General features: G+C 73.5%; 8 protein-coding genes. All 8 read right to left on the reverse strand.

Annotated elements, in window-relative coordinates; genetic code table 11:
- Window positions 1–43 precede the first annotated feature (43 nt).
- Window positions 44–430: a D-ribose pyranase gene (rbsD, locus tag DVH02_RS27805; RefSeq protein ID WP_114626612.1), complete on the reverse strand. Its 387-nt coding sequence runs from the start codon at window positions 428–430 to the stop codon at window positions 44–46.
- Window positions 427–1,431, reverse strand: a complete 1,005-nt coding sequence (locus DVH02_RS27810) for a ribokinase (protein ID WP_114626613.1) — start codon at window positions 1,429–1,431, stop codon at window positions 427–429. Before DVH02_RS27810 ends, rbsD begins: the two co-directional genes overlap by 4 nt.
- 56 nt (window positions 1,432–1,487) lie before the next feature.
- Entirely contained in the window at window positions 1,488–3,458 is a 1,971-nt protein-coding gene (locus DVH02_RS27815; protein WP_114626614.1) for an ABC transporter permease/substrate-binding protein, read from the reverse strand.
- Complete coding sequence (locus DVH02_RS27820) at window positions 3,448–5,031, reverse strand: sugar ABC transporter ATP-binding protein (protein ID WP_114626615.1); 1,584 nt, start codon at window positions 5,029–5,031, stop codon at window positions 3,448–3,450. The genes DVH02_RS27815 and DVH02_RS27820 overlap by 11 nt, the downstream gene beginning before the upstream one ends.
- Window positions 5,028–6,071: a LacI family DNA-binding transcriptional regulator gene (locus tag DVH02_RS27825; RefSeq protein WP_114626616.1), complete on the reverse strand. Its 1,044-nt coding sequence runs from the start codon at window positions 6,069–6,071 to the stop codon at window positions 5,028–5,030. Before DVH02_RS27825 ends, DVH02_RS27820 begins: the two co-directional genes overlap by 4 nt.
- A gap of 625 nt (window positions 6,072–6,696) precedes the next feature.
- A complete protein-coding gene (locus DVH02_RS27830; RefSeq protein WP_114626617.1) occupies window positions 6,697–7,569 on the reverse strand; it encodes a TauD/TfdA dioxygenase family protein in 873 nt (290 codons plus the stop codon).
- An 80-nt stretch (window positions 7,570–7,649) separates the two neighbouring features.
- Window positions 7,650–17,339 (reverse strand): non-ribosomal peptide synthetase, encoded by a 9,690-nt coding sequence (locus tag DVH02_RS27835; RefSeq protein WP_114626618.1) that lies wholly within the window; start codon window positions 17,337–17,339, stop codon window positions 7,650–7,652.
- Window positions 17,336–21,391, reverse strand: a complete 4,056-nt coding sequence (locus DVH02_RS27840; protein ID WP_114626630.1) for a non-ribosomal peptide synthetase — start codon at window positions 21,389–21,391, stop codon at window positions 17,336–17,338. Before DVH02_RS27840 ends, DVH02_RS27835 begins: the two co-directional genes overlap by 4 nt.
- Window positions 21,392–21,515: the final 124 nt, after the last annotated feature.

Below are 21,515 nucleotides of genomic sequence, written 5' to 3' on the forward strand. Positions count from 1 at the left end.
ACCCGGGCGACCGCCCCCTCCGCCTTCCTCCGCCGCCGGAGCGTCAGAAGAACACGCCGCACCGCAGCAGCACATTCGCGTACGGCCGCGCCTCACCGGTCCTTACGACCAGCCGCGCGCCCGCCGACCGCTCCTTCAGCTCCGTGTGCGTGATCATGCGCAGCTCCGGCAGGCCCGCCAGCAGCGCCGCCGCCTCCGGGTTCGCCTCCCGTACCTCCTCGGCCGCCGTCGCGCCCTCCACGACCAACTCGGCGAGCAGCCCCGCCAGCACCTGCGCGAAGGACGGCACTCCGGCCACGAACGCCAGATCCACCACGCGCGGGCCCGCCGGTATCGGCATCCCCGCGTCGCAGACCAGCACCTCGTCGCCATGGCCCAACTCGGCCAGCGCGCCCGCCAGATGACGGTTCAGCACTCCGGACCTCTTCATCGGCCGCCCGCCTCTCGCACGGCGCCGCCGAGCGCCGCCACCTCCGCAGCCGTCGGGAACGACGCCTGCGCGCCCTCCCTGGTGACGGCGGCGGCACCCACGCGTGCCGCGTAGCGGGCGGCGTCGGCCAGCCCCGCACCCGTACCGAGCCGCCAGGCCAGCGCCGCCGTGAACGCGTCGCCCGCCCCCGTCGTATCCACCGCACGCACCCGTACGGGCTCCACCAGCTCCGTCGTGACACCGTCCGCCACCAGCGCGCCCCGGGCGCCCAGGGTGATCACCACCGACCTGGGCCCCAGCGCCAGCAGCGCCCGCGCCCACTCCCGGGGGTCGTCGCCCACCGGCCCGCCGCCCGTCCGCCCGTCGCCCACCGGCCCGCCGCCCGTCCGCTCGCCGTCTGTCCGCCCGTCGCCCGCCGGGCCTTCGAGCACCACCCGGGCCTCGTGCTCGTTGAGGATCAGCGGATCGCAGGCCGCGAGGATCCCGGCGGGCAGCTCCACCGGGGGAGAGGGGTTCAGCACGAAACGCGTGCCGGGCGCCGTGGTCCTCACCACCTCGGCCACCGTCTCCAACGGGATCTCCAACTGCGCCGAGACCACCCGCGCGGACCGCAGCAGATCCGCCGCGTCCCGTACGTCACGCGGCGACAGCCGCGCGTTGGCACCCGGGGAGACCACGATGCTGTTGTCGCCCGAGGGGTCCACGGTGATCAGCGCGACCCCGGTCGGCGCTCCGCCGCGCAGCACCCCGGCGGTGTCGACACCCGCCGCGCGCTGCGCGTCGAGGAGCAGCCGCCCGTGCGCGTCGTCACCGACCCGGGCCAGCAACGCCGTCCTGGCCCCCAGCCGCGCGGCGGCCACCGCCTGGTTCCCGCCCTTGCCCCCCGGGTGGACGGCCAGGTCGGAGCCGAGCACGGTCTCCCCGGGGCCCGGCCGCCGCTCGACACCGATCACCAGGTCGGCGTTGGCCGACCCTACGACCAGCAGGTCGTAGTCGTACATCACAGTCCCTCTTTCGTCGGGGGTGGGAGTCCGGGAGGCACGGGCCCGCGCGGGCGTCAGGAGAAGTCGGCCACGTTCCGCGCCGTGACCACCTTCACCGGCACCTTCACCGTCGTGTCGATCTTCTTGCCCTCCGCGGCCTCGATCGCGTTGCGCACGGCGAGCCTGCCCAGCTCCCTGGGCTGCTGGGCGACCGACGCGTACAGCGTGCCCGCCTCGACCGCCTTCAGCCCGTCGGGCGTGCCGTCGAAGCCCACGACGGGGATCGAGGAGCCCGCCCTGGTGCCGAGCGCCTTGATCGCGCCGAGCGCCATCTCGTCGTTCTCGGCGAACACACCGTTCACGTCACCGTTGGCCTGGAGCATGTTCGTCATCACGTCGAGCCCCTTGGTGCGGTCGAAGTCCGCGGGCTGTTTCGCGACGACCTCGATGCCCGGGAACGCCTTGATGCCCCGCGCGAACCCCGCGCCGCGCTCCCGGCTGGCCGAGGTGCCCGCCGTGCCCTGGAGGACCACGATCCGGCCCTTGCCGCCGAGCTTCTCGGCCAGCGTCCGCGCGGCCTGCTCACCGCCCGCGACGTTGTCGGACGCGACGAGCGTCGCCACCTCGGCCTTGTTGACCCCGCGGTCGGCGGCGATCACCGGGATGTCCGCCTTGTTGGCGGCGCGCACCGAGGGGCCCGCCGCGTCCGAGTCGACCGGGTTGATGATCACCGACGACATGGACTCGCTGGTGAAGTTCTGGATCTGGTTGGCCTGTTGGGAGGCGTCGTTCTGCGCGTCGGTCACCGTGAGGTCGACGCCCTTCGCCTTCGCCTCGGCCTGGGCGCCCGCCTTCAGCTGCACGAAGAAGGGGTTGTTGAGCGTCGACACGGACATGCCCAGCTTGGTCGCGCCGCCGGACGAACCGCTGTTCCAGAGGGAGACACCGCCGATGACGGCGGCCACCAGCACGGCGGCGACCGTGTACTTCACCGCCTGCGCCTTTCTGCCCCCGGCCCCGCCGACACCCGTCCCGGCCGCGCCGCCCGACACGGGAGTCGCACCAGCACGCCGGCGCACGGTGTCGAGGAGCACCGCGAGCGCGATGACCACACCGATGACGACCTGCTGCCAGAACGCCGACACCGACAGCAGGTTGAGGCCGTTGCGCAGCACCGCGAGGATCAGCGCGCCGATCAGTGTGCCGGACGCCTTGCCGACCCCGCCCGACAGGCTGGCGCCGCCGATCACCACGGCGGCGATCGCGTCGAGTTCGTACCCCTGCGCGGCCTGCGGCTGCGCCGAGGCGAGCCGGGAGGCCAGGACGATGCCCGCGACGGCGGCGAACAGCCCGGACAGCGCGTACACGGCGACCTTCTGCCGCTTGACCCGCAGCCCGGACAGCCGCGCCGCCTCCTCGTTGCCGCCGATCGCGTACATCGAGCGGCCGAGGTAGGTACGGCCCAGGACCACCGCGGTGACCAGCCCCATCACGATCATCACGAGGACCGGCACGGGCAGCCAGCCACCGAGCGTGTCGCCCAGCCGCGAGACGGAGGACGGGAAGGCGATCGGGCTGCCCTGCGAGATCACCAGGGAGAGCCCCCTGCCCACCGACAGCATCGCCAACGTCGCGATGAACGGCGGTAGTTTGCCGTACGAGACGAGCGCGCCGTTGACGAAACCGCACGCGATGCCGGTCGCGACGGCCAGGACGACGGCCAGCCACACCGGCACCCCCGCCGACGTCGCCGACCAGGCCAGCACCGTCGCGGAGAGCGCCGCCACCGAGCCCACCGACAGGTCGATGCCCGCCGTGACGATGACGAAGGTGACACCGAACGCCAGAATCGCGGTCACGGCGGCCTGCACACCGACGTTGAGGAGGTTCTGCGTGGTGAGGAAGTCGCCCGACAGCAGCGACATCGCCACCACCAGGACCACCAGGGCGCTCAGCGCGCCGTTGTCGAGCAGGAGACGGCGCAGCCCCGGGGCGCCACCGCCGCCCGTCGTGTTCTTCTCGCTCTTGAGCGTGTCAGTGGCCACGGGAGCCCTCCACCCCTTCGTCGTCTGCTGCCTGGTCGTCCGCTGCTCGGTCGTGTGTGTCCGCTTGGTCAGGTGTGTTCTCGGGCGCGGCCGAGACGGCGAGCGCCATCACCGCGTCCTGGGTGGCCTCGTGCGCCGGGAGTTCACCGGCGATCCGGCCCTGGGCCATCACCAGCACCCGGTCGCTCATCCCGAGCACCTCGGGCAGATCGCTGGAGACCATCACCACGGCGTGACCGGCGGCCGTCAGCGCGTTGATCAGCTCGTAGATCTCGACCTTCGCGCCCACGTCGATACCGCGCGTCGGCTCGTCGAGGATCAGCACCCGCACCTCGGCGAGCAGCCACTTGCCGATGACGACCTTCTGCTGGTTGCCGCCGGACAGGGTGCCCACCCGCTGGTCGAGCCCCGCCATCCGGACGCCGAGCTGTTCGGCGATCCGGCCGGCCGCGGTGTGCTGCGCCTTGCGGTCCACCAGTCCGGCGCGGGTCGCCGCACGCAGGGTGACCAGGCCGAGGTTCTCCGCCACCGAGGCGTCGAGCAGCAGGCCCTGGCCCTTGCGGTCCTCGGGCACCAGCCCGATGCCCGCCGCCATCGCCGCGCTCACGTCGTGCCCGGTCAGCGCTGTGCCCGCGACGCGCACGGTGCCGGTGTCGTACGGGTCGGCGCCGAACACCGCCCGTACCACCTCCGTACGGCCCGCGCCCACCAGCCCCGCGATACCGACGACCTCACCGGCCCGCACCTCGAAGCCGATGTCGTGGAAGACACCCTGTCTGGTCAGCCCGGCGACGCTGAGCAGCGGCTCACCCGCCCCGGTGGTGCGGCGCGGGTACTGCTGCTCGATGGAGCGGCCCACCATGAGCCGGACGAGTTCGTCCTCGGGGGTCGACGCGGGCACCTGGTCCACACTGCGGCCGTCGCGCAGCACGGTGACCCGGTCGCCGAGCGCCGCGATCTCCTCCAGATGGTGGGTGATGAAGACGACGGCCACCCCGTCCTCGCGCAGCCTGCGCACGATACGGAAGAGCTTCTCCACCTCCTCGGAGGTCAGCACGGCGGTCGGCTCGTCCATGATCAGCACCCGGGCGTCCAGGCTGAGCGCCTTGGCGATCTCGACCATCTGGAGCCGGGCGATGCCCAGTTCGCGTACGAGCGTGTGCGGCGCGGCGCCGACCCCGACGCGCTCCAGCAGTTCGGCCGCGTCGGACTCCATCCGCCTGCGGTCGATCATCCCGAAGCGGCGCGGCTGGCGGCCCAGGAAGATGTTCTCGGCCACGGTCAGCTCCGGGACGAGGTTGAACTCCTGGTAGATCGTGGCGATGCCGAGCCGCTGCGCGTCCTGCGCGCCGTGGATCCGTACCTCCTGCCCGTCCACGAGGACGCGCCCGGCGTCCGGGCGGTAGGCGCCGGACAACATCTTGATCAGGGTGCTCTTGCCCGCGCCGTTCTCGCCGAGCAGCACATGCACCTCGCCCCGGCGCAGATCGAAGTCGACGCTGTCGAGCGCGACCACGCCGGGGAAGGTCTTGCGTATCCCCTCGATACGCAGCAACTCGTCCGGATGGCTCACGGGTCGCTCCTTCGTGCGATGGGTTGCGGATGTGGCTGGTCCGCCGGTGGCGGGGCGCCGCAGGAGCGGCGTACCACCAGCCGCGCGGGCAGGGTCAGGGACGGCGGGACGCGGCCCGCGATGCGCTCGGCCAGCGCCCGTACGGCGGCCCGGCCCAGCTCCTCGGTGGGCTGCGCGATGGCCGTGATGGGCGGATCGGTGTGTACGAACCACGGGATGTCGTCGAAGGCGGCGAGCGCGATGTCACCGGGAACGCTCAGGCCCCGTGCGCGGATCGCGTCCAGCGCGCCGAGCGCCATCAGGTTGTCCGCCGCGAACACGGCGTCGGGCGGCTCGGGCAGGGCGAGGAACCGCTCGGCGGCCCGGCGCCCGCTCTCGGCCTGGAAGTCGCCCTGGCCGATGTACGCGTCCGGCAGGGCGACCCCCCGCTCGCGCAGCGCGTCCCGGAACGCGTCGACACGCTCGCTCCCGGTCGTGGTGGCGGCGGGCCCCGCGATGATCGCCAGCCTGCGGTGGCCGAGCCGCAGCAGATGATCCACCAGATCGGCCACCGCGCCGCGCCCGTCGGCCCGTACGACGGGCACCTCGACGCCCGGGACCCACCGGTCCACGAAGACGATCGGGGTCCCGGCGCGCACCGCGTCCGCCATCAGGCCCGAGCCGGGGTCGGTGGGCGACATCAGCAGCCCGTCGATGCGCCGGTCGAGCAGGGTGCGCACGTGGTGGTCCTGCAACTCCGGGCGTTCGTCGGCGTTTCCGATGATCACGCTGTAGCCGAGGGCGCGTGCCTCCTCCTCGACGGCGCGGGCCAGGGCGGTGAAGTACGGGTTGAGCACATCGCTGATGACCAGCCCCAGGGTGCGGGTCTGATCGGTGCGCAGGGAGCGGGCCACGGCGTTGGGCCGGTAGTCCAGGGCCGCGACGGCGGCGACCACCCGGGCCCGTGCCGCCGGGCTGACCGACGGATGGTCGTTGAGCACGCGCGACACCGTGGCGACGGACACACCCGCCTCGGCCGCGACATCTTTGATGCCGGCCATCGTCGGTCCACCTCCTTGTGGAATCGATTACACCGAGGATTGGAATCGATTACACGGAGGGAAGCAAGAGGCGGAGGTCATTCCGAGACCGGATCGTGATGAGTGCGGGTGATGATCAATCCGGCCACCCGCCCGCGCGGCCCGAGCGGCGCGCGGCCCGAGCGGCGCGCGGGCGGGGCGAGTCCTCCGGGACGGGGCGAGTCCTCCGGGGACGGGTGCCGGAAGGCGACGCGGTCCTGGGCCCCGTCGGCCCGGCGGTCTCCGGTGGGTGAGCGCCCCGGGGCAGCCGGGGAGGTACGCGGACGAGGCAGCCCGATATCGGGGGCCGGGCTGAACGGTTCGCCGTCCCGGACACCCAGGCTCAGGCCCTCCGGTGGTTCACGACCCCCCGTGGCTCAAGACCCCCCGTGGCTCAGGCCCTCCGGTGGCTCAGGCCCTCCCGTGACTCAGGCCCTCCGGTGGCTCAGGATCTCCAGTTCGGGGTGGGCCTGTGGCCTGGACGCCCTGTTCGTGGTCGAGCACGACGATCTGCCCGGTGTGACCGCACGGGCACGCTCCACGCGTGCCGACCGATCGTCCCCGCCGATCGTCCCCGCCACGTGGCCGCCCGCCCGGCACGCGTCGTTCAGGCGCGCGGACGGCCGCCCTTGATCGCGACCCGCTGGCCGTAGCGCGTATGCGGGTAGTAGTCCCACGTGGCGTGGTGCTGGAGGCAGCGGTTGTCCCAGAACACCAGGGTGTTGGGCGTGAAGCGGACCCGGCAGGTCAGCAGCGGGGTACGGGCGATGTGGGCCAGCAGCATGTCCAGCACCGCCCGGCTCTCGCGCGGAGTCAGCCCCGTCAGATGCGAGGTGTAGGCGCCGTTCACGTACAGCAGTCTGCGACCGGTCTCGGGGTGTCTGACCACCACCGGGTGCTCGTTCTTGGGTACGTCGTACTCGGGCGGCGGTGTGACGCCTCCCCATGCCAGCAGACCGTCGTGGACCGCGGTCATCCCGTCGAGGAAGGTCTTCATCGCGGGTGACAACAGCTCGTACGCCAGGTGCATGTTGGCGAAGTGGGTGTCGCCGCCGCTGCCGATGTCCGGGGTACGGGTGAGGTAGAGCATCGAGCCGAGCGACGGCTCCGGGTCCGCCGTCCCGTCGGCGTGCCAGCCGTCGCCCGCCACGGCGCGCGACTCCTTGGTGGCGCTGATCTCCAGGATGTGCGGATCGGAGCCCTCGGGGGCCAGCGCCACCGGATGCAGTTCCCCGAAGTGGCCCGCGAACCGCTTGTGATCCTCGCCCGTCAGGGTCTGGTCGCGGAAGACCAGCACATGGTGGGTGTGGAACGCCCGCTTCAACTCCGTCAGTTGAATGTCCGTCAGCTTCTCCGACAGATCGATGCCGGACACCTCCGCGCCGGTCGCGGGCGTCAGCGGGTCGACGGTGATCGTCTCGTAGACCGCGGGCGGCCTGGTGGTGATGCGTTCCATCGCGTCCAGCGCGTACTGCTCCATGACGTTCTCCCGAAGGTGTGTGGGTGTGCGGCGTCCGAGTGGCGACGCGGGGGCGGGTCTGGTGGCCGGGGACGGTGGTGTCAGCGGGCGTGGGGATCCGGCCTGGACGCCGCGTTGATGGCCTCGGCCACCGGATCCACGTACGGCGGCTGGACGACGCCGTAGTGCGTGGTGTCCAGCGACCGCCACTCCATCGGCGTCGGCAGCCGCTCCCGCCACAGCCGCGCCTGCGCCTGCGGGGTGCCCGTCGCGGGAAGCCCGTCCACGGGTGTGCTCGCCAGCCACAGCCTGCTGGGCGTACGGGCGAGCCGGGGTGGCTCGTACTGCGCCATGCCGGCCACGTTGGCGCGGCAGCAGTGGGCCAGGCGCTCGGCGTACGCCCGCGCCCGCGCGCCCACCGGCTTCGCGCCGCTCTGGCTCAGTTCGTGCGCGAAGACCGTGTCGAGCTGGGTCTCGTCGTACGCGCGGAACAGCGGCCCCGAGTCCGGCGGCGGCGGGTCCAGCAGATACAGCTCGGCCACCGGCTCGCCCGCCGACTCGGCCACGGCGGCCATCCCCAGCGCCACCCAGGCGCCGAACGACCAGCCCGCCAGCCGTCTGCGCCACGCGCCGGCCGGGAAGCGTGCCTCCAGCGCGGCGTGGTAGAGCCGGGCGCGTTCGGCCAGCGACCAGGCGGGCAGCTCGGGCCGGTGCAACGCCGGGTCGGCGATCAGGCAGACGGTGAGACGTGGATCGAGCGCCGACACCAGCGCCCGGTACGCCTGGATGTCCCCGCCGACCGGATGGACCACACAGAGCACATCGCGCCCCCTGCCCTCCTGCCACACCTCCAACGTCACGGGATCGTCCGACGTGCTCTCGCCCGCCGTCTCCTCGTCCAGCCGCGCCAGTATGTCGGACAGGCTGGCCCGGTGGTTGAACTGGGACAGCTCCAGATCCACCCCGAACAGCCGCTTCGCCTCCCCGATCAGATCCAGCAGGGTCAGCGAGTCGGCGCCCAGCTCGTAGAGCGAGGCATCCGGGTCGAGAGTGTCGAGCCCCAGCCAGTCCCGCAGCCAGTCGGTGAGCTGTTCGGTGGGGGACGCCGTGGCGTCCTCGGCCGTGGCCGCCCCGGTGGAGGGGGCGCCCGCGTCGGAGTGCCCCGCGTTCGAGTTCCCCGCGCCGGAGTGCCCCGTGTCCGAGTTCCCCGCGCCGGAGTTCCCCGCGTAGAAGTCACGGGAACGGTCCAGCGGGGTGGTGGAGACCAGCAGTTGGGGGAGCTGGAGCCGCAGGGCTCGGGCGAACAGCCGCTGCCCCTCGGCGACATCGAGACCGACCGCCAGGTGCGCCTGGTGGCGCGCGTCCGAGCGCAGGACATCGCGCGCCATGCCCACCTCGCGCCAGATGTCCCAGGCCATGCCGATGCGCAGGGTGGTCTCCGCGCTCTGGGGCCGGTGGCGGGCGAAGCCGTCGAGCAGACCGTTGGCGGCGGCGTAGTCGAGCTGCCCGACGCCGCCGAACTGCGCGGCCATCGACGAGCAGTAGACGGCGACGGCCGGCCGGTAGCGGTCGATCACCCGCTCGGTCAGCAGGGCGCCACGCACCTTGGCGGCCGTGGCCCGCCGCATCCCGGCGGCGTCGCGGTAGGTGATCAGACCACCGGCCGCGCTGCCCGCCGCGTGGATCACACCGTCGATACGGGAGGTGATCCCGTCGAGCCGGGCCAGGAGGTCATCCGGCGTGGCCTGCGCGAGATCCGCCTCCACCACCTCGACGCGGTCGGCCCAGCGCGCCAGTACGGCGGGGAGCACGGGCCGCCGCGCGAGCAGGATCACCCTGCTGTCCGTGCGCTCCAGCAGCCAGGCCGCGAGACTCGCCCCGATGCCGCCGGTGCCGCCCAGCACGAGATGGCAGCCACCATCCCCCGGCAGCAACGGATATGACGCCGCGTCGGACACGGGGTGCGCGTGGATCGCCTCCGCCGCCGCATCGTCCACCGGGAGCAGCGCCTGCTGCCACCAGTACCCCCGCCGGAGCGCCAGCCGCCGGGGCAGCCCCGGGGACGCGCCGCCTCCACCGGTCGCGTCGGACCCGGCCGCCTCCGCCAGCAGCGCGGACAGGACGGGGGCCCACCGCGCCGTGGCGCCGTCCGGCAGGTCCAGCCAGCGGCCGTCGACGGCCCGCTCCTGCGGCGCCACCTCGCACACGCCCGCCAGAAGCCCCAGCTCCGGCCGGTCCGTCACCCCCTCGACCGGCTGCGCCCCGTACGAGAGCCACCAGGGCCGCAGCCGCCCGGCCAGGGGAGTGTCCGCGACGGCCGCCAGCAGCGCCGCCGGTGTGTCCACGCAGGCCCAGTGGGCCCGGGTCAGTGTGTCCTCGCCCGGTACCCCGTCGACCGACAACGGCAGCGCGTGCAGCCAGTCGACGCCGTACGCGGCATCGCTCCCGGCCCCGCCTCCGGCATCGCTCCCGGCCCCGGCCCCGGCTCCGCCGCTGTCCGTCAGCGCGTCGACGAGCAGGCGCAGGGAGGCGGGGTCGGCGGGATCGACCTCGTAGGCGTCGTCCCCGACGCGCGCGAAGGCATGGGCCGCGCCGACCCGGACGACGCGCGCGTAGGCGGCCTCGAAGGGGCCGACCTCCTCCGGTTCCGGCACCGTCGCCGCCATGAGGACCAGCAGGCCCCCGGTGCGCGGCCCGGCCGCGGCGACCGCGCGCGAGCGCCGGACCCAATGCGGCTGATGGAGCCACCCGGACTCGGGCAGCCGCGTGGACTCGGGCAGCCGCGTGGCCTCCCCGAGGGCGGACGGTGCCGGGGGCGCGGACGCCGACGCCGACGCGGCGCGCTCGAAGTCGTAGTCGGCCAGGTCGAAGGCGGGCGGCGGGAAGTCCCACGGCGCCTGGGCGGGCCCGGGGGACCAGCGGATGCGCTCCCCGGCCAGCCACGCGTCGGCCAGCGACCGGGCCGACCTGCCCGCGACCGGGCGCGCCTCCTCGCCGGGTGTCACCTCGACCCCGGTCGCCGTACGCAGCCAGACCACCGCCTCCGCCGCGTCGGCACACACCGCGCCCAGCCGCCAGCGGCCCGGCGGGCGACCGGCCCGCAGATGCCGCAGCACCTGGCCGTACGCCTCGGGCCGCGCCGCGAGATAGTCGGCGACGCGGTCGGCGTCGGCGCGCAGCGCCGCCTCGCTGGCACCGGAGAGCAGCAGCGGACCGTCCGGCTCGGGGGCGGCCCCGGCGGCGTCCGGATCGCCCGCCTCCAGGATCAGATGGGCGTTGGTGCCGCCGATACCGAAGCTGCTCACCGCCGCCACCCGGTCCCGCCCGGCGGGCCAGGGGCCCGATCGCGTCGGGATGTGGAAGGGCGCGGCGTCGGTGCCGATCTGCGGATTGAGCCGGTGGAAACCGACGTTGGGCGGGATCACCGCGTGGTGGACCGCGAGCGCGGCCCGTACCAGCCCCACCACACCGGCGGCGGCACCGAGATGGCCGATCTGACTCTTCACCGAAGCCAGCGCACAGCTGTGCCCTGTCACCTCCGGCCCGGTCCCCTCGGGCCGGGTCTCCTCCGGCCCGGTCCCCTCGGTGCCGGTCCCCTCGGACACGCCACCTTCCAGGCCGAACGCCTGCCGCAGCGCCCCCACTTCGACCGGGTCGCCCAGCGGGGTCCCGGTGCCGTGTGCCTCCACGTACCCCAGCTCCCCGGCGGCCCGGCCACTGCGGCGCAGCGCGGTGCGGATCACCTCGCGCTGCCCGGGTAGCGAGGGGGCGCTGTAACTGAGCTTGGCCGAACCGTCGTTGTTGAGGGCCGAGCCGGTGATCACCGCGTAGACGGTGTCGCCGTCGCGCCGGGCCGCCCGCAGCGGTTTGAGCACCACGACACCGACGCCGCTGGCCCCGATCGTGCCGTCGGCGTCGTCGCTGAACGGTCGGCAGTGTCCGTCCTGGGAGAAGATGTGCTGCGGACGGTAGCGGTAGCCGTCGCGCAGCAGGGTGTCCACCAGCACACCGCCGGCCATCATCACCTCGGCGTCGCCCTGCCGCAGCAGCCCGGCCGCGACATGCACCGCCACCAGCGAACTGGCGCACGCCGCCTGCACGGTGAAGGCGGGACCGGTCAGCCCGAGGTGGTACGCGGTCTTCGTGGCGAGGAAGTCCTTGTCGTGGTGCAGGGCCAGTTGGAAGCCGTCGGGCAGCCGCGCGGGGTCGGCCTCGCGCAGCATGGACTGGAAGTAGGTGTTCTCGCCACAGCCCGCGACCAGCCCGACCCGGAGCCCGTCCCCGCCCTGGAGCCCGTCCCCGGCCCGGAGCCCGTCCCCGGTTCCGTCCCCGGTCCCCTGCCCGCTCCCCGTACCGTTCGGCGTCCCGGCCGGGTCGGCGATTCCGGCGTGCGCCAGCGCCTCCACACAGCTCATCATCAGATGGCGCTGCTGCGGGTCCATCAGCCGCGCCTCCTGCGGGCTGATGCCGAAGCGGCGCGGGTCGAAGGCCAGCAGGCCCGCCATCTGGCTGCGGGCGCCCACCAGCCCCTCGGCGGCGTCGAAGTGCTCGACGCCCCGGCCGCCCTCGGTCACCATCTGCCAGAAGCCCGCCAGGTCGGTGGCGCCGGGCAGCCGTACCGCCATGCCGATGACGGCGATCGGTTCGTCGGCGGCGGTGACGCCGTCCGGGGCCCGCGCGGCGGTGCGGCCCGCGGTCTCCTCTCCGCCACCGTCCAGGAAACGGGCCAGCCTGGCGACGGTGACGTGCTCGAACAGGTCCGGGATGGTCAGCGACACCCCGAGATCCGCGGTGCAGCGCAGATGGAACCGCATCAGATCCAGGCTGGAGGCGCCCGCGTCGAAGAACCGCTGGTCACGCCCGACGGGCCTGCCGACCACCTCGGCGAACAGCTCGGCGAGCCGCGCCTCGCGCGGCGAGAGCGCCGGGACGCCCGCCGCGCGCGGGCGCAGCTCCGTACCCGGCGCGCTCAGCGCCAGCCGCCGGTCCAGCTTGCCGCTGGGGGTACGGGGCAGCGCCTCCACCCGCCGGAACCGGTCGACGCGCGCATACGCGGGCAGCAGCGGCGACAGATGGTCCGTCAGCTCCTCAGGCGTCGGCGCGGGGGACCCGGTACGGCACTGCACACAGGCCGTCAGCCGCTCGCCGTCGCGCACCACCACCGCGTTGACGATCAGCGGATGGCTCAGCAGGGCGGCCTCCACCTGCCCCAGCTCCAGCCGGTGGCCGCTCAGCTTGATCTGCTGGTCTTCGCGGCCCAGGTAGTGCAGCAGCCCTTCCCGGTCGAACCGCGCCCGGTCGCCGCTGCGGTAGAAGTGGCCCAGCCCCGGCAGGTCGACGAAGCGCTTCTCGTCGAGGTCCGGATCGTCGAGGTAGCAGGGCGAGGCCATCGGCCCGCCGATCAGCAGCTGTCCGGGACGACCGGGCGGTACGGGCCGATCCGCCTCGTCCACCACCCGGAGCCAGGCGCCCGCGACCGGGCGGCCGATGGCGGGGCGCTCGGGCCACAGCGCCGGATCCCCTTCGAGGGTCAGCGCGCTGACCACGTGCGTCTCGGTCGGCCCGTAGTGGTTGAACAGCCGGGCACCGGACAGCCCGCCGAACCAGCGGCGGATCGCGTCGGTGCACAGCAACTGCTCCCCGGCGGTGACCACGTCGCGCAGCCGTGCGGGATACAGCCCCAGCCGGGCGCCGTGCTCGGCCAGCAGCTGCAGGGCCACGTACGGCATGAAGACCCGCTCCACACCGCCCGCTTCGAGGTGCGCCAGCAGCGCCGGGGCGTCCTGCCGCAGACCGGGCGGGGCCAGCCGCAGGGTGCCGCCGCCGCACAGCGTGGAGAAGATCTCCTGGAAGGACACGTCGAAGGAGAGCGCGGAGAACTGCGCGGTGACGGCGCCGTCCGCCAGGCCGCCTTCCGTGCTCTGCCAGCGCAGCAGTGAGCACAGGGTGGCGTCCGGAACCCGTACGCCCTTGGGCGTTCCGGTGGAGCCGGAGGTGAACAGCGTGTAGAGCGGGCGTCCCGCGTACGGCGGCAGATCCTCCCGGGCTCCGGCCGGAAGCGTGGCCGGGGTCACCGGGAGACGCGGCACCCCGCCCGGATCGACGGCGTCGAACGCCGACGCGCCCTCGGGCGCCAGCAGGACGCACAACGGATCGACCTGCTCCAGGACGCGGCGCGTCAGCGCGGCCGGATAGGCCGGGTCGAGCGGCACGATCGTCCAATTGAGCCGGGCGAGTGCCAGCAGCGCCACCACATGGGCCACCGAGGGCTCGAAGTACAGGGCCACGCAGCGCGGTTCGTCGCCGCGCTCCGACAGCGGGTGGCGGGCCAGCAGTTCGGCGGCCAGGCCCGCCGCGTACGCGTCGAGTTCCGCGTAGCGCACCCCGCCGTCGGCGGACACCAGGGCGGTGGCGCCGGGAGTCAGCAGGACCTGTCGCGCGAAGCCCTCGGCGACCGTGGCGAAGCCGGGCGGCAGGGGCAGCGCGCGGCCCGGTTCGGGCAGCCCGTCGCGGTACGGTCCCACCAGCTCGGCGAGGGTGGCCTCCCGCGGGCCCTCGGCCAGCCGGTCGACGCCGTGGCGGAACAGGGCGTCCAGGGCGCGCACTTCGTCGGCGTCGAAGTGGTCGTCCGCGTACTCCCAGAGGCAGTCGAGGCCGTCCGCGCGCTCCACCACCGACAGGCTCAGCGGACACTTCGCCTCCGTCGGCGCCGGCCATTGCGGCCGGGCGTCGCAGCCGGGCAGCGACAGCGCGCCGAAGTCGGTGTTCTCCAGCACGAACAGGAAGTCGAACGGCGTTCCCCCAGAGGGGAGTTCCCGGTCGGCCAGTACGTCGGCCAGCGCCACGTCCTGCCGGTCGAGCACCGCCCGGATCCCGGCGCCCTGCCGCCGCAGCGAGGTGCGCAGATCGTCCTGCGGCGCCAGGTCCTGCGGCAGCAGCACGGTGTTGGCGAACATGCCGACACTCGCCGCGAAGTCCTCCACCGGCCGGTTGGCGACCGGGCTGGCTATCCGTGGTCGGGTGCGGCCGGTCACTCCGTACAGGCTCCAGCTGAACACGCTCAGCAGCAGCTGGAAGCGGGTGAGCCCCAGCTCGGCGCCCAGCCGGTCGAGGGCCGCGCGGCGCCCCCGGTCGAGCGAGGTGTGCAGCAGCCTGCCCTCGGCGCGCGCGGGAAGGCTCCGTACCGGCTCCAGCGGCTCCGCGTCCTCCTCCAGCCCGGCGTAGTGGTCGCGCAGTGCGGCCCGCTGGGCCAGATAGGCGGGGCGGGTGAACCAGTCGGCCTGCCAGAGGGCGTAGTCCAGCGGTGTGGGAACGGGCGCCGGATCCGACTCGGTGCCGCGCTCCTCGCCGCCGTCGCGGCAGGCGGCCGTGTAATCGGCGGAGAACGTCTCGAACAGTGTGCTGAGCGACCAGCCGTCGACCGCGATGTGGTGCAGCCTCAGCAGCAGCTCACCACCGCCTTCACCACCGCCTTCACCACCGCCTTCACCACCGTCTTCACCCCCGCCTTGCCCACCGCCCTCGTCGGTGGGCAGCCAGCACACTTCCAGCATCCGAGGCTGTGCCAGGTCGAACGGCTCGGCGAAGAGGCGGGCGGCGAAGGCGCGTCGGCCCGCCTCGTCCCGCACCGCGTCCCGGTCGGGCCGCGTCCACGGATCGTACGGCTCCGCCACCACTTGGCGCAGCCCCTCAGGTGCGGCCTCGAACGAGGTCCGCAGCGCGGGATGGCGCGCCACCAGACGCCGTGCCGCCGTGCGCAGCGCCACCGTGTCGACCGTGCCGCGCAGGGTGAAGGAGAGCGGGACATGGTAGGCGGTGGAGCCGGGGTCCCGCTGCTGGAGGAGCCACAGCCGCTGCTGCTCGGAGGTGGCGGGCGCCGTACGCGCGGGCGTGGGCGGGGCCACAGCCGGATGGGGGGAGCCGTCCGACGTCCGGCCCGCCGCTATGGCCGCCGCCAGCTCGGCGAGGTCCGCGTTCAGGACCAGCGCCTGGGACAGCTCGCCGCCCCAGCGGCGCCTGACCTCGAAACGCAGCCGCAGGGCCTTGAGTGAATCGCCGCCGTTGGCCGTCCAGCGGTCGCCGAGCCGTGGATCCGGTACGTCCAGCACCTCGCCCGCCAGCTCCAGTACCTCGCGCTGCCACGGGGTCGCCCCGGCGGTGTCCGCCGGGCCCGCGGCACGCCACAGCGGCAGATCCTGGCCCGCCAGCGCCTCCTGGTCCACCTTGCCGTTGGCGTTGAGCGGCAGCGCGGGGACCAGATGCACGCGGTGCGGTCGCATGTACGCGGGCAGGCCCGCCGCGACATGGCGCTCGAACTCCTCGTACGGCAGCTCGTCACCGAGGACCAGATACGCCACCAGTTCGTTGACCCGGTCGGCCGCGTCGCGGCGCGTGCACACGTACGCCTGCCGCACCGCCGGATGGGCGACGAGGCAGCGCTCCAGCTCGCCCGGTTCGATCCGGAAGCCCCGCACCTTGACCTGCCGGTCGGCGCGCCCCACGTACACGAGGTGACCGTCGGCGTCCCGGCGCACCAGATCGCCGGTGCGGTAGTAGCGCCCGGGTTCGCCGTCGGGCCCGGTCCGCGTGACGAAGCGGCGTGCCGTCTCCTCCGGCAGATCGCGGTAACCGGCCGCCAACCCCGCCCCGGCGAGCAGCAGTTCGCCCACCTCGCCGGGCGCGGCCGGGCGCACCCCGTCGGCCAGCAGCAGCGCCTCGGTCTCCGGCAGCGGTGCGCCGATCGGCACCACCTCGCCGGTGAAGTCACGCGGTATGGGGTGGCAGAGCGCGAAGGTGGTGGCCTCGGTGGGCCCGTACACGTTGTGCAGCCGGGTGGCGCTCGTCGGGTTGTCGCGGTACCAGCGGCGGATCAGCGGAGCGTTCAGCTGCTCGCCGCCCACCAGCACCTGCCCGACGCCGGAGAAGCAGTCGGGCACCCGGTCCACCACGGCGTTGAACAGCGCCACCGTGATGAACACGGTGTCGACGCCCTCGCGTCGCAGTGCCCGCGCGAGCAGGGCGGGATCCTGCGCCTCCGCGTCGGCGAGGATCACACAGCGCCCGCCGGTCAGCAGCGGCACCCACACCTCGAAACTCAGCGCGTCGAAGGCGGGGTTGGCCAGACAGGCGAACCGGGCACCCTCGTCCAGCCGCACATAGCCCGGCCGCGCCAGCCGCAGGATGCCCGCGTCCCGGACCTCGACGCCCTTGGGCACGCCCGTGGTGCCCGAGGTGTAGAAGAGGAACGAGACCGGCGCGGCGGGAATCGCGGGCGTGCTCGGCCCGTCGGGTTCCGCGGCGGTGTCGAGCAGCGCGGTGACGGACAGCGGAGTCACCCCGCCGGGCAGCCCGTCCCGCGTCCCGGGAGGCACGGCGCCGTCGTGGATCAGTGTGACGGCCGCCGCGTCGGCCAGGATGTGACGCCGCCGCTCGGGTGGGCTCTGCGCGTCCAGCGGCACCACCACGGCGCCCAGCCGCAGGATGCCGAGCATGGCGCAGACCAGCTCCCAGGAGCGGGGCAGCAGCACCGCGACCGCCTGGCCCGCCCGCACTCCACCGGCCCGCAGACCACGGGTGACGGCGGCGCTCGCGGCGTCCAGTTCGGCGTAGTCCAGGGTCCGTTCGCCGTCGGACACCGCCACGGCGTCCGGGTGGCGGCGGGCCCGCGCGAGTATCGCGGCGGCCAGCCCATCCGCCGGGAGGCCGGAGGCCGTACCCCCGGCCAGGCTGTCCTTCGGGTCGTCCGCGGAGTTGTCCATGGCGTCGTCCGGTGTTCTCGATCCGGGTCTCATCGCGCCTCCCGCGCCGCGGCGGACTCGGATCGGCGTTCATCCGGCGCCCGGACAGGGGCCGGTGGCCCGGCGGTGGGCACGCCGCTCAGCTCGGTGCCGATCAGCGCGGCCACCCGGAGCACCTCGGCGGACTCCAGCATCTCCCAGTGGTCGCACCGCGCGTGCTCCACCAGGAAGCCGCCCTCGGCACGGCCGCGCCAGAACTCCTCCACGTCGTCGGGGAACGCGTCGTCGTCCGCACCACCGGCCTCGGCCCGCACCAGGACCAGCCTGGCCGGTGTCGACGGCACCGCATAGCCCCGTACGGTCATGCGGTTGTGGTTGTAGACGCGGAAGTACTGCTCCACCTGCCGGTCCTCGATGCCGGGGTACATCCCGTTGAACTTGACCAGTTTGTCGCGGAATTCGGCCATCTCCACGGGCGCGGTGTGCGCGAGCGCGGCTGCCGTGTCGTCGGTCGCCCGGGTGTCCAGCAGGACGACGCTCACCCCGGTGTGCCCCGCCAGCGCCAGCCGACGGCCCATCTCGTGGGCGACGAGACCGCCGTACGACAGACCGGTGATGACCAACGGCCCCTCGGAGAGGGGTTCGATGAGCCGCAGATAGGACTCGGCCATCGCCTCGACCGTCGGCAGCAGCGCCTCACCGGGATTGATCCCGGGGGACTGGACGCCGTACACGCCGTAATGCTCGGGCAGGGCCTTGGCCAGGGACAGATAACAGAACGCGGTGCCGCCCGCCGGATGCACGCAGACCACCCGGCCACGTCCGTCGCCCGCCCGGAACTCGACCAGATTGCTCGGCGGCCGGTCAGGGGCGCCCTCGCGCAGCCGACCGCCGAGCGCCTCTATGGTGGGGTGCAGCATGAGTTCCCGGATCGAGAGGGTCTCGCCGAACTCCTCGTGGATCGAGTGCGTGAGCTTGATGGCGGAGATCGAGGTGCCTCCGATGTCGAAGAAGCTGTCGCGGATCCCGATGTCGGTGTGGACCAGCAGCCGTTGCCATAGGTGATAGAGCGTCAGTTCTATGTGATCGCGCGGACTGGCCTGGTTGACCTGCGCGGGGCCGCCCGCGCGTGCGCGTTCCAGCACCGCCGCCCGGTCGAGCTTGCCGTTGGGGGTCTGCGGGAGCCGCTCCAGCTCGACGAAGAGCGCCGGGAGCATGTAGTCGGGCAGCCGCCGCGACAGCGCGGCACGCCACTCGCCCGGCGGACGCGGCGCCAGGCCCTCCCCGCCGACGGCGGCGATCAGCCGCGGTTCACCGGCCGCGTCGCGATCGGTGAGCACAGCCGCCTCCCGCACCCCGGGCAGCGCCAGCAGCGCCGCCTCGACCTCACCGAACTCGATCCGGAATCCGCGCAGTTTGACCTGGTCGTCGCGGCGCCCGGCGAACTCGGCCTGGCCGTCGGGCAGCCGCCGCGCCAGGTCGCCGGTCCGGTACATCCGCGCGCCGGGTACGAAGGGATCGGGTACGAACCGCTCTGCGGTCAGGTCCGGCCGGTTCAGATAGCCGCGGGCCAGGCTCGCCCCGCCGATGTAGACCTCGCCGGTCACCCCGGGCGGTACCGGTGCCAGCCGCTCGTCGAGCAGATAGAGACGGGTGTTGTCCAGCGGCCTGCCGATGGGGCACTGCCGCTCCACGGGGCCCGGATCGGTGTAGGCGGTGCTGTAGAGCGTGGTCTCGGTCGGCCCGTAGCCATAGCAGACGCGCAGGTCGGGCAGGATCTGACGCATCCGGTACAGCGCCTTCTCCGGCAGCGGCTCGACCCCGGTCAGCAGCTGGCGCAGGGCCAGCCCCTTCAGCCGGATCTCGGGCTCCTCGTCGATCCACTTCACATAGGAAGGCGGCAGGAACGCCTGGACGACGCGGTGTTCGCGCATCCACTCCAGCAGGGCCCGCGGGTCGCCGCGCAACTCGTCGGGGACCGGGTGCAGTACGGCGCCCGTGGTGAGCGGCAGCAGGATCTCGTGTACCGAGGCGTCGAAGCCGATGCCCGACCAGGCCGAAGTCGCCTCGCCCGGCGTGCCCCCGAACCGGGCCAGCCAGGTGTCGAACAGGTTGAGGACATTGCCGTGGGTCACCACCACGCCCTTGGGGCGGCCGGTGGAGCCCGAGGTGTGGATGACATAGGCCGGATGCGCGGGACGGACGGCGACGCCGGGCGCGTCTTCACGCGTCCCCTCCGACTCGACGGCGGCGAAGGACAGCCAGTCGCCGGGAGGTTCCGCGACCCCGGCTTCGGCACTGGCCGCGGCATCGGCATCGGCATTGGCATTGGCTGCGGCTTCGGCACTGACACGGGCATCGGCACTGACACCGGTACCGACATCGATGCCGGTGTGAGTGCCGGTGCCGGTGCCGGTGTCGGTGTCGGTACGCACCAGGCCCCGCGCGGACACGGCGCTCAGGACCAGCGCCGGCGCCGCGTCCTCGACCATGGCCGCCAGCCGGGCGACCGGCTGGGCCGGGTCGAGCGGCAGATACGCGCCGCCCGCCTTGAGGATCCCGAGGACGCCCACGACCAGTTCCGCCGTCCGGCCCGTGTGCAGCCCGACCACCACCTCGGGGCCCACGCCCCGGGCGATCAGGGCGTGCGCCAGCCGGTTGGCCCGCCGTTCCAGCGTCGCGTAGTCCAGCCGCTCTCCCGCGAGTACGAGAGCGGTCCCGTCCGGCCTGGCCCGTACCCACGCCTCGAATCGCTCGACCAGCCCGCCGGACCCGGACGGCGCGAGCGCCCGCGTCCCGTCGGTGGCGTCCCAGTCGGCGAGCAGCTCGGCGCGCTCCCGCGCGTCCATCAGCGCGAGGTCCGCGACCTCCCGGTCCGGGTGTTCCGCGAGCTGGGCCAGCACGTGGCGCAGATAGGCGGCGTAGCGTTCGACCGTCTCCCGGTCGAACAGGGCGGTGGCGTAGTCCAGATGGCCGACCACGCGGCCGTCCTCCTCGGCCATCGACAGCGCCAGATCGAATCGGGCCGGTGCGAACGGGATGTCCAGCGGCGCCGCCTCGATCCCCGGCAGGTCCAGCATGTCCTTGCGCGAGGGGACCCAGGCGAGCATCGTCTGGAACAGCGGGTTGTGGGCGACGCTGCGCGCCGGATTGACCAGCTCCACCACCCGCTCGAACGGCAGGTCCTGGTGGTCCAGAGCCTCGCGCACCACGCCGCGCACCCGCTTCAGCAGCTCCGACCCCGTCGGTGATCCCGACAGATCGGTGCGCAGCGCGAGCGAGTTGACGAAAAATCCGATGAGCCCCGAGAGATCGCCGCCCCGGCGGTTCGCGGTGGGCGTGCCCACGACGATGTCACGCCGGTCCGTCAGCCGGGACAGCACGATGGACCAGCCCGTCAGGACGGCGACGAACAGTGTGCCGCCGTGCCGCCGGGCCAGGGACCGCAGGGCGGAGGTGAGTTCCCCGTCCAGAGTGATCCGCACCCGGCCGCCGCTGTAGTCCTGCTCGGGTGGGCGCGGCCGGTCGGTCGGCAGCTCCAGCAGGGGCGGTACGCCGGTCAGCCGCTCCTGCCAGTAAGCGCTCTGCGCGGCGTGCTCCGCGCCCGACGCCCGGAGGTCCTGCCGCCGGGCGTAGTCCGCGTACTGGAGCGGCAGCGGCGGCAACGGGTCGCTCTCGCCGCGCAGCAAGGCGGTGTAGAGCAGGCCGAGTTCGCGCATCATCACGTTCATGGACCAGCCGTCGAACACGGTGTGGTGCAGCGTCAGCAGCAGAACGTGACGGTCCGCCGCCAGGGTGATCAGCCGACCGCGCCCGAGCGGCCCCCGGCTCAGGTCGAACGGCGCCTCGGCCTCCTCGCGCCGCAGGGCGGCGAGCCGATCCTCGGCGTCGGGACAGCCGGTGAGATCGTCCGCGGCCAGGGCGTAGCCGGTGTCCGGCGGATCGATCCGCTGGTGCACGGCGCCGCCGTGCGGGACCAGCCGGGTGCGCAGCACCTCGTGCCGGGCGACCAGCGAGTCGAGCGCGCGGGCCAGCGCGGCGCGGTCCAGCGGGCCGCGCAGGCTGTAGGCGATCGCTTCGTTGTACGCCTCGTTCGCGCCTCGCATCTGCGCGAGGAACCACAGCCGCCGCTGGGCGGAGGAGAGGGCGGGCGGCTGCTCGGAGGTCGCATGACGGACGGACTGGTTCGCGGGCAAAGCGGGCCTTTCCCCTCCGCGGGAGGTTTATCCG

Origin of the sequence: Streptomyces corynorhini (assembly GCF_003346515.1) — a bacterium.
Taxonomy (GTDB): domain Bacteria; phylum Actinomycetota; class Actinomycetes; order Streptomycetales; family Streptomycetaceae; genus Streptomyces; species Streptomyces corynorhini.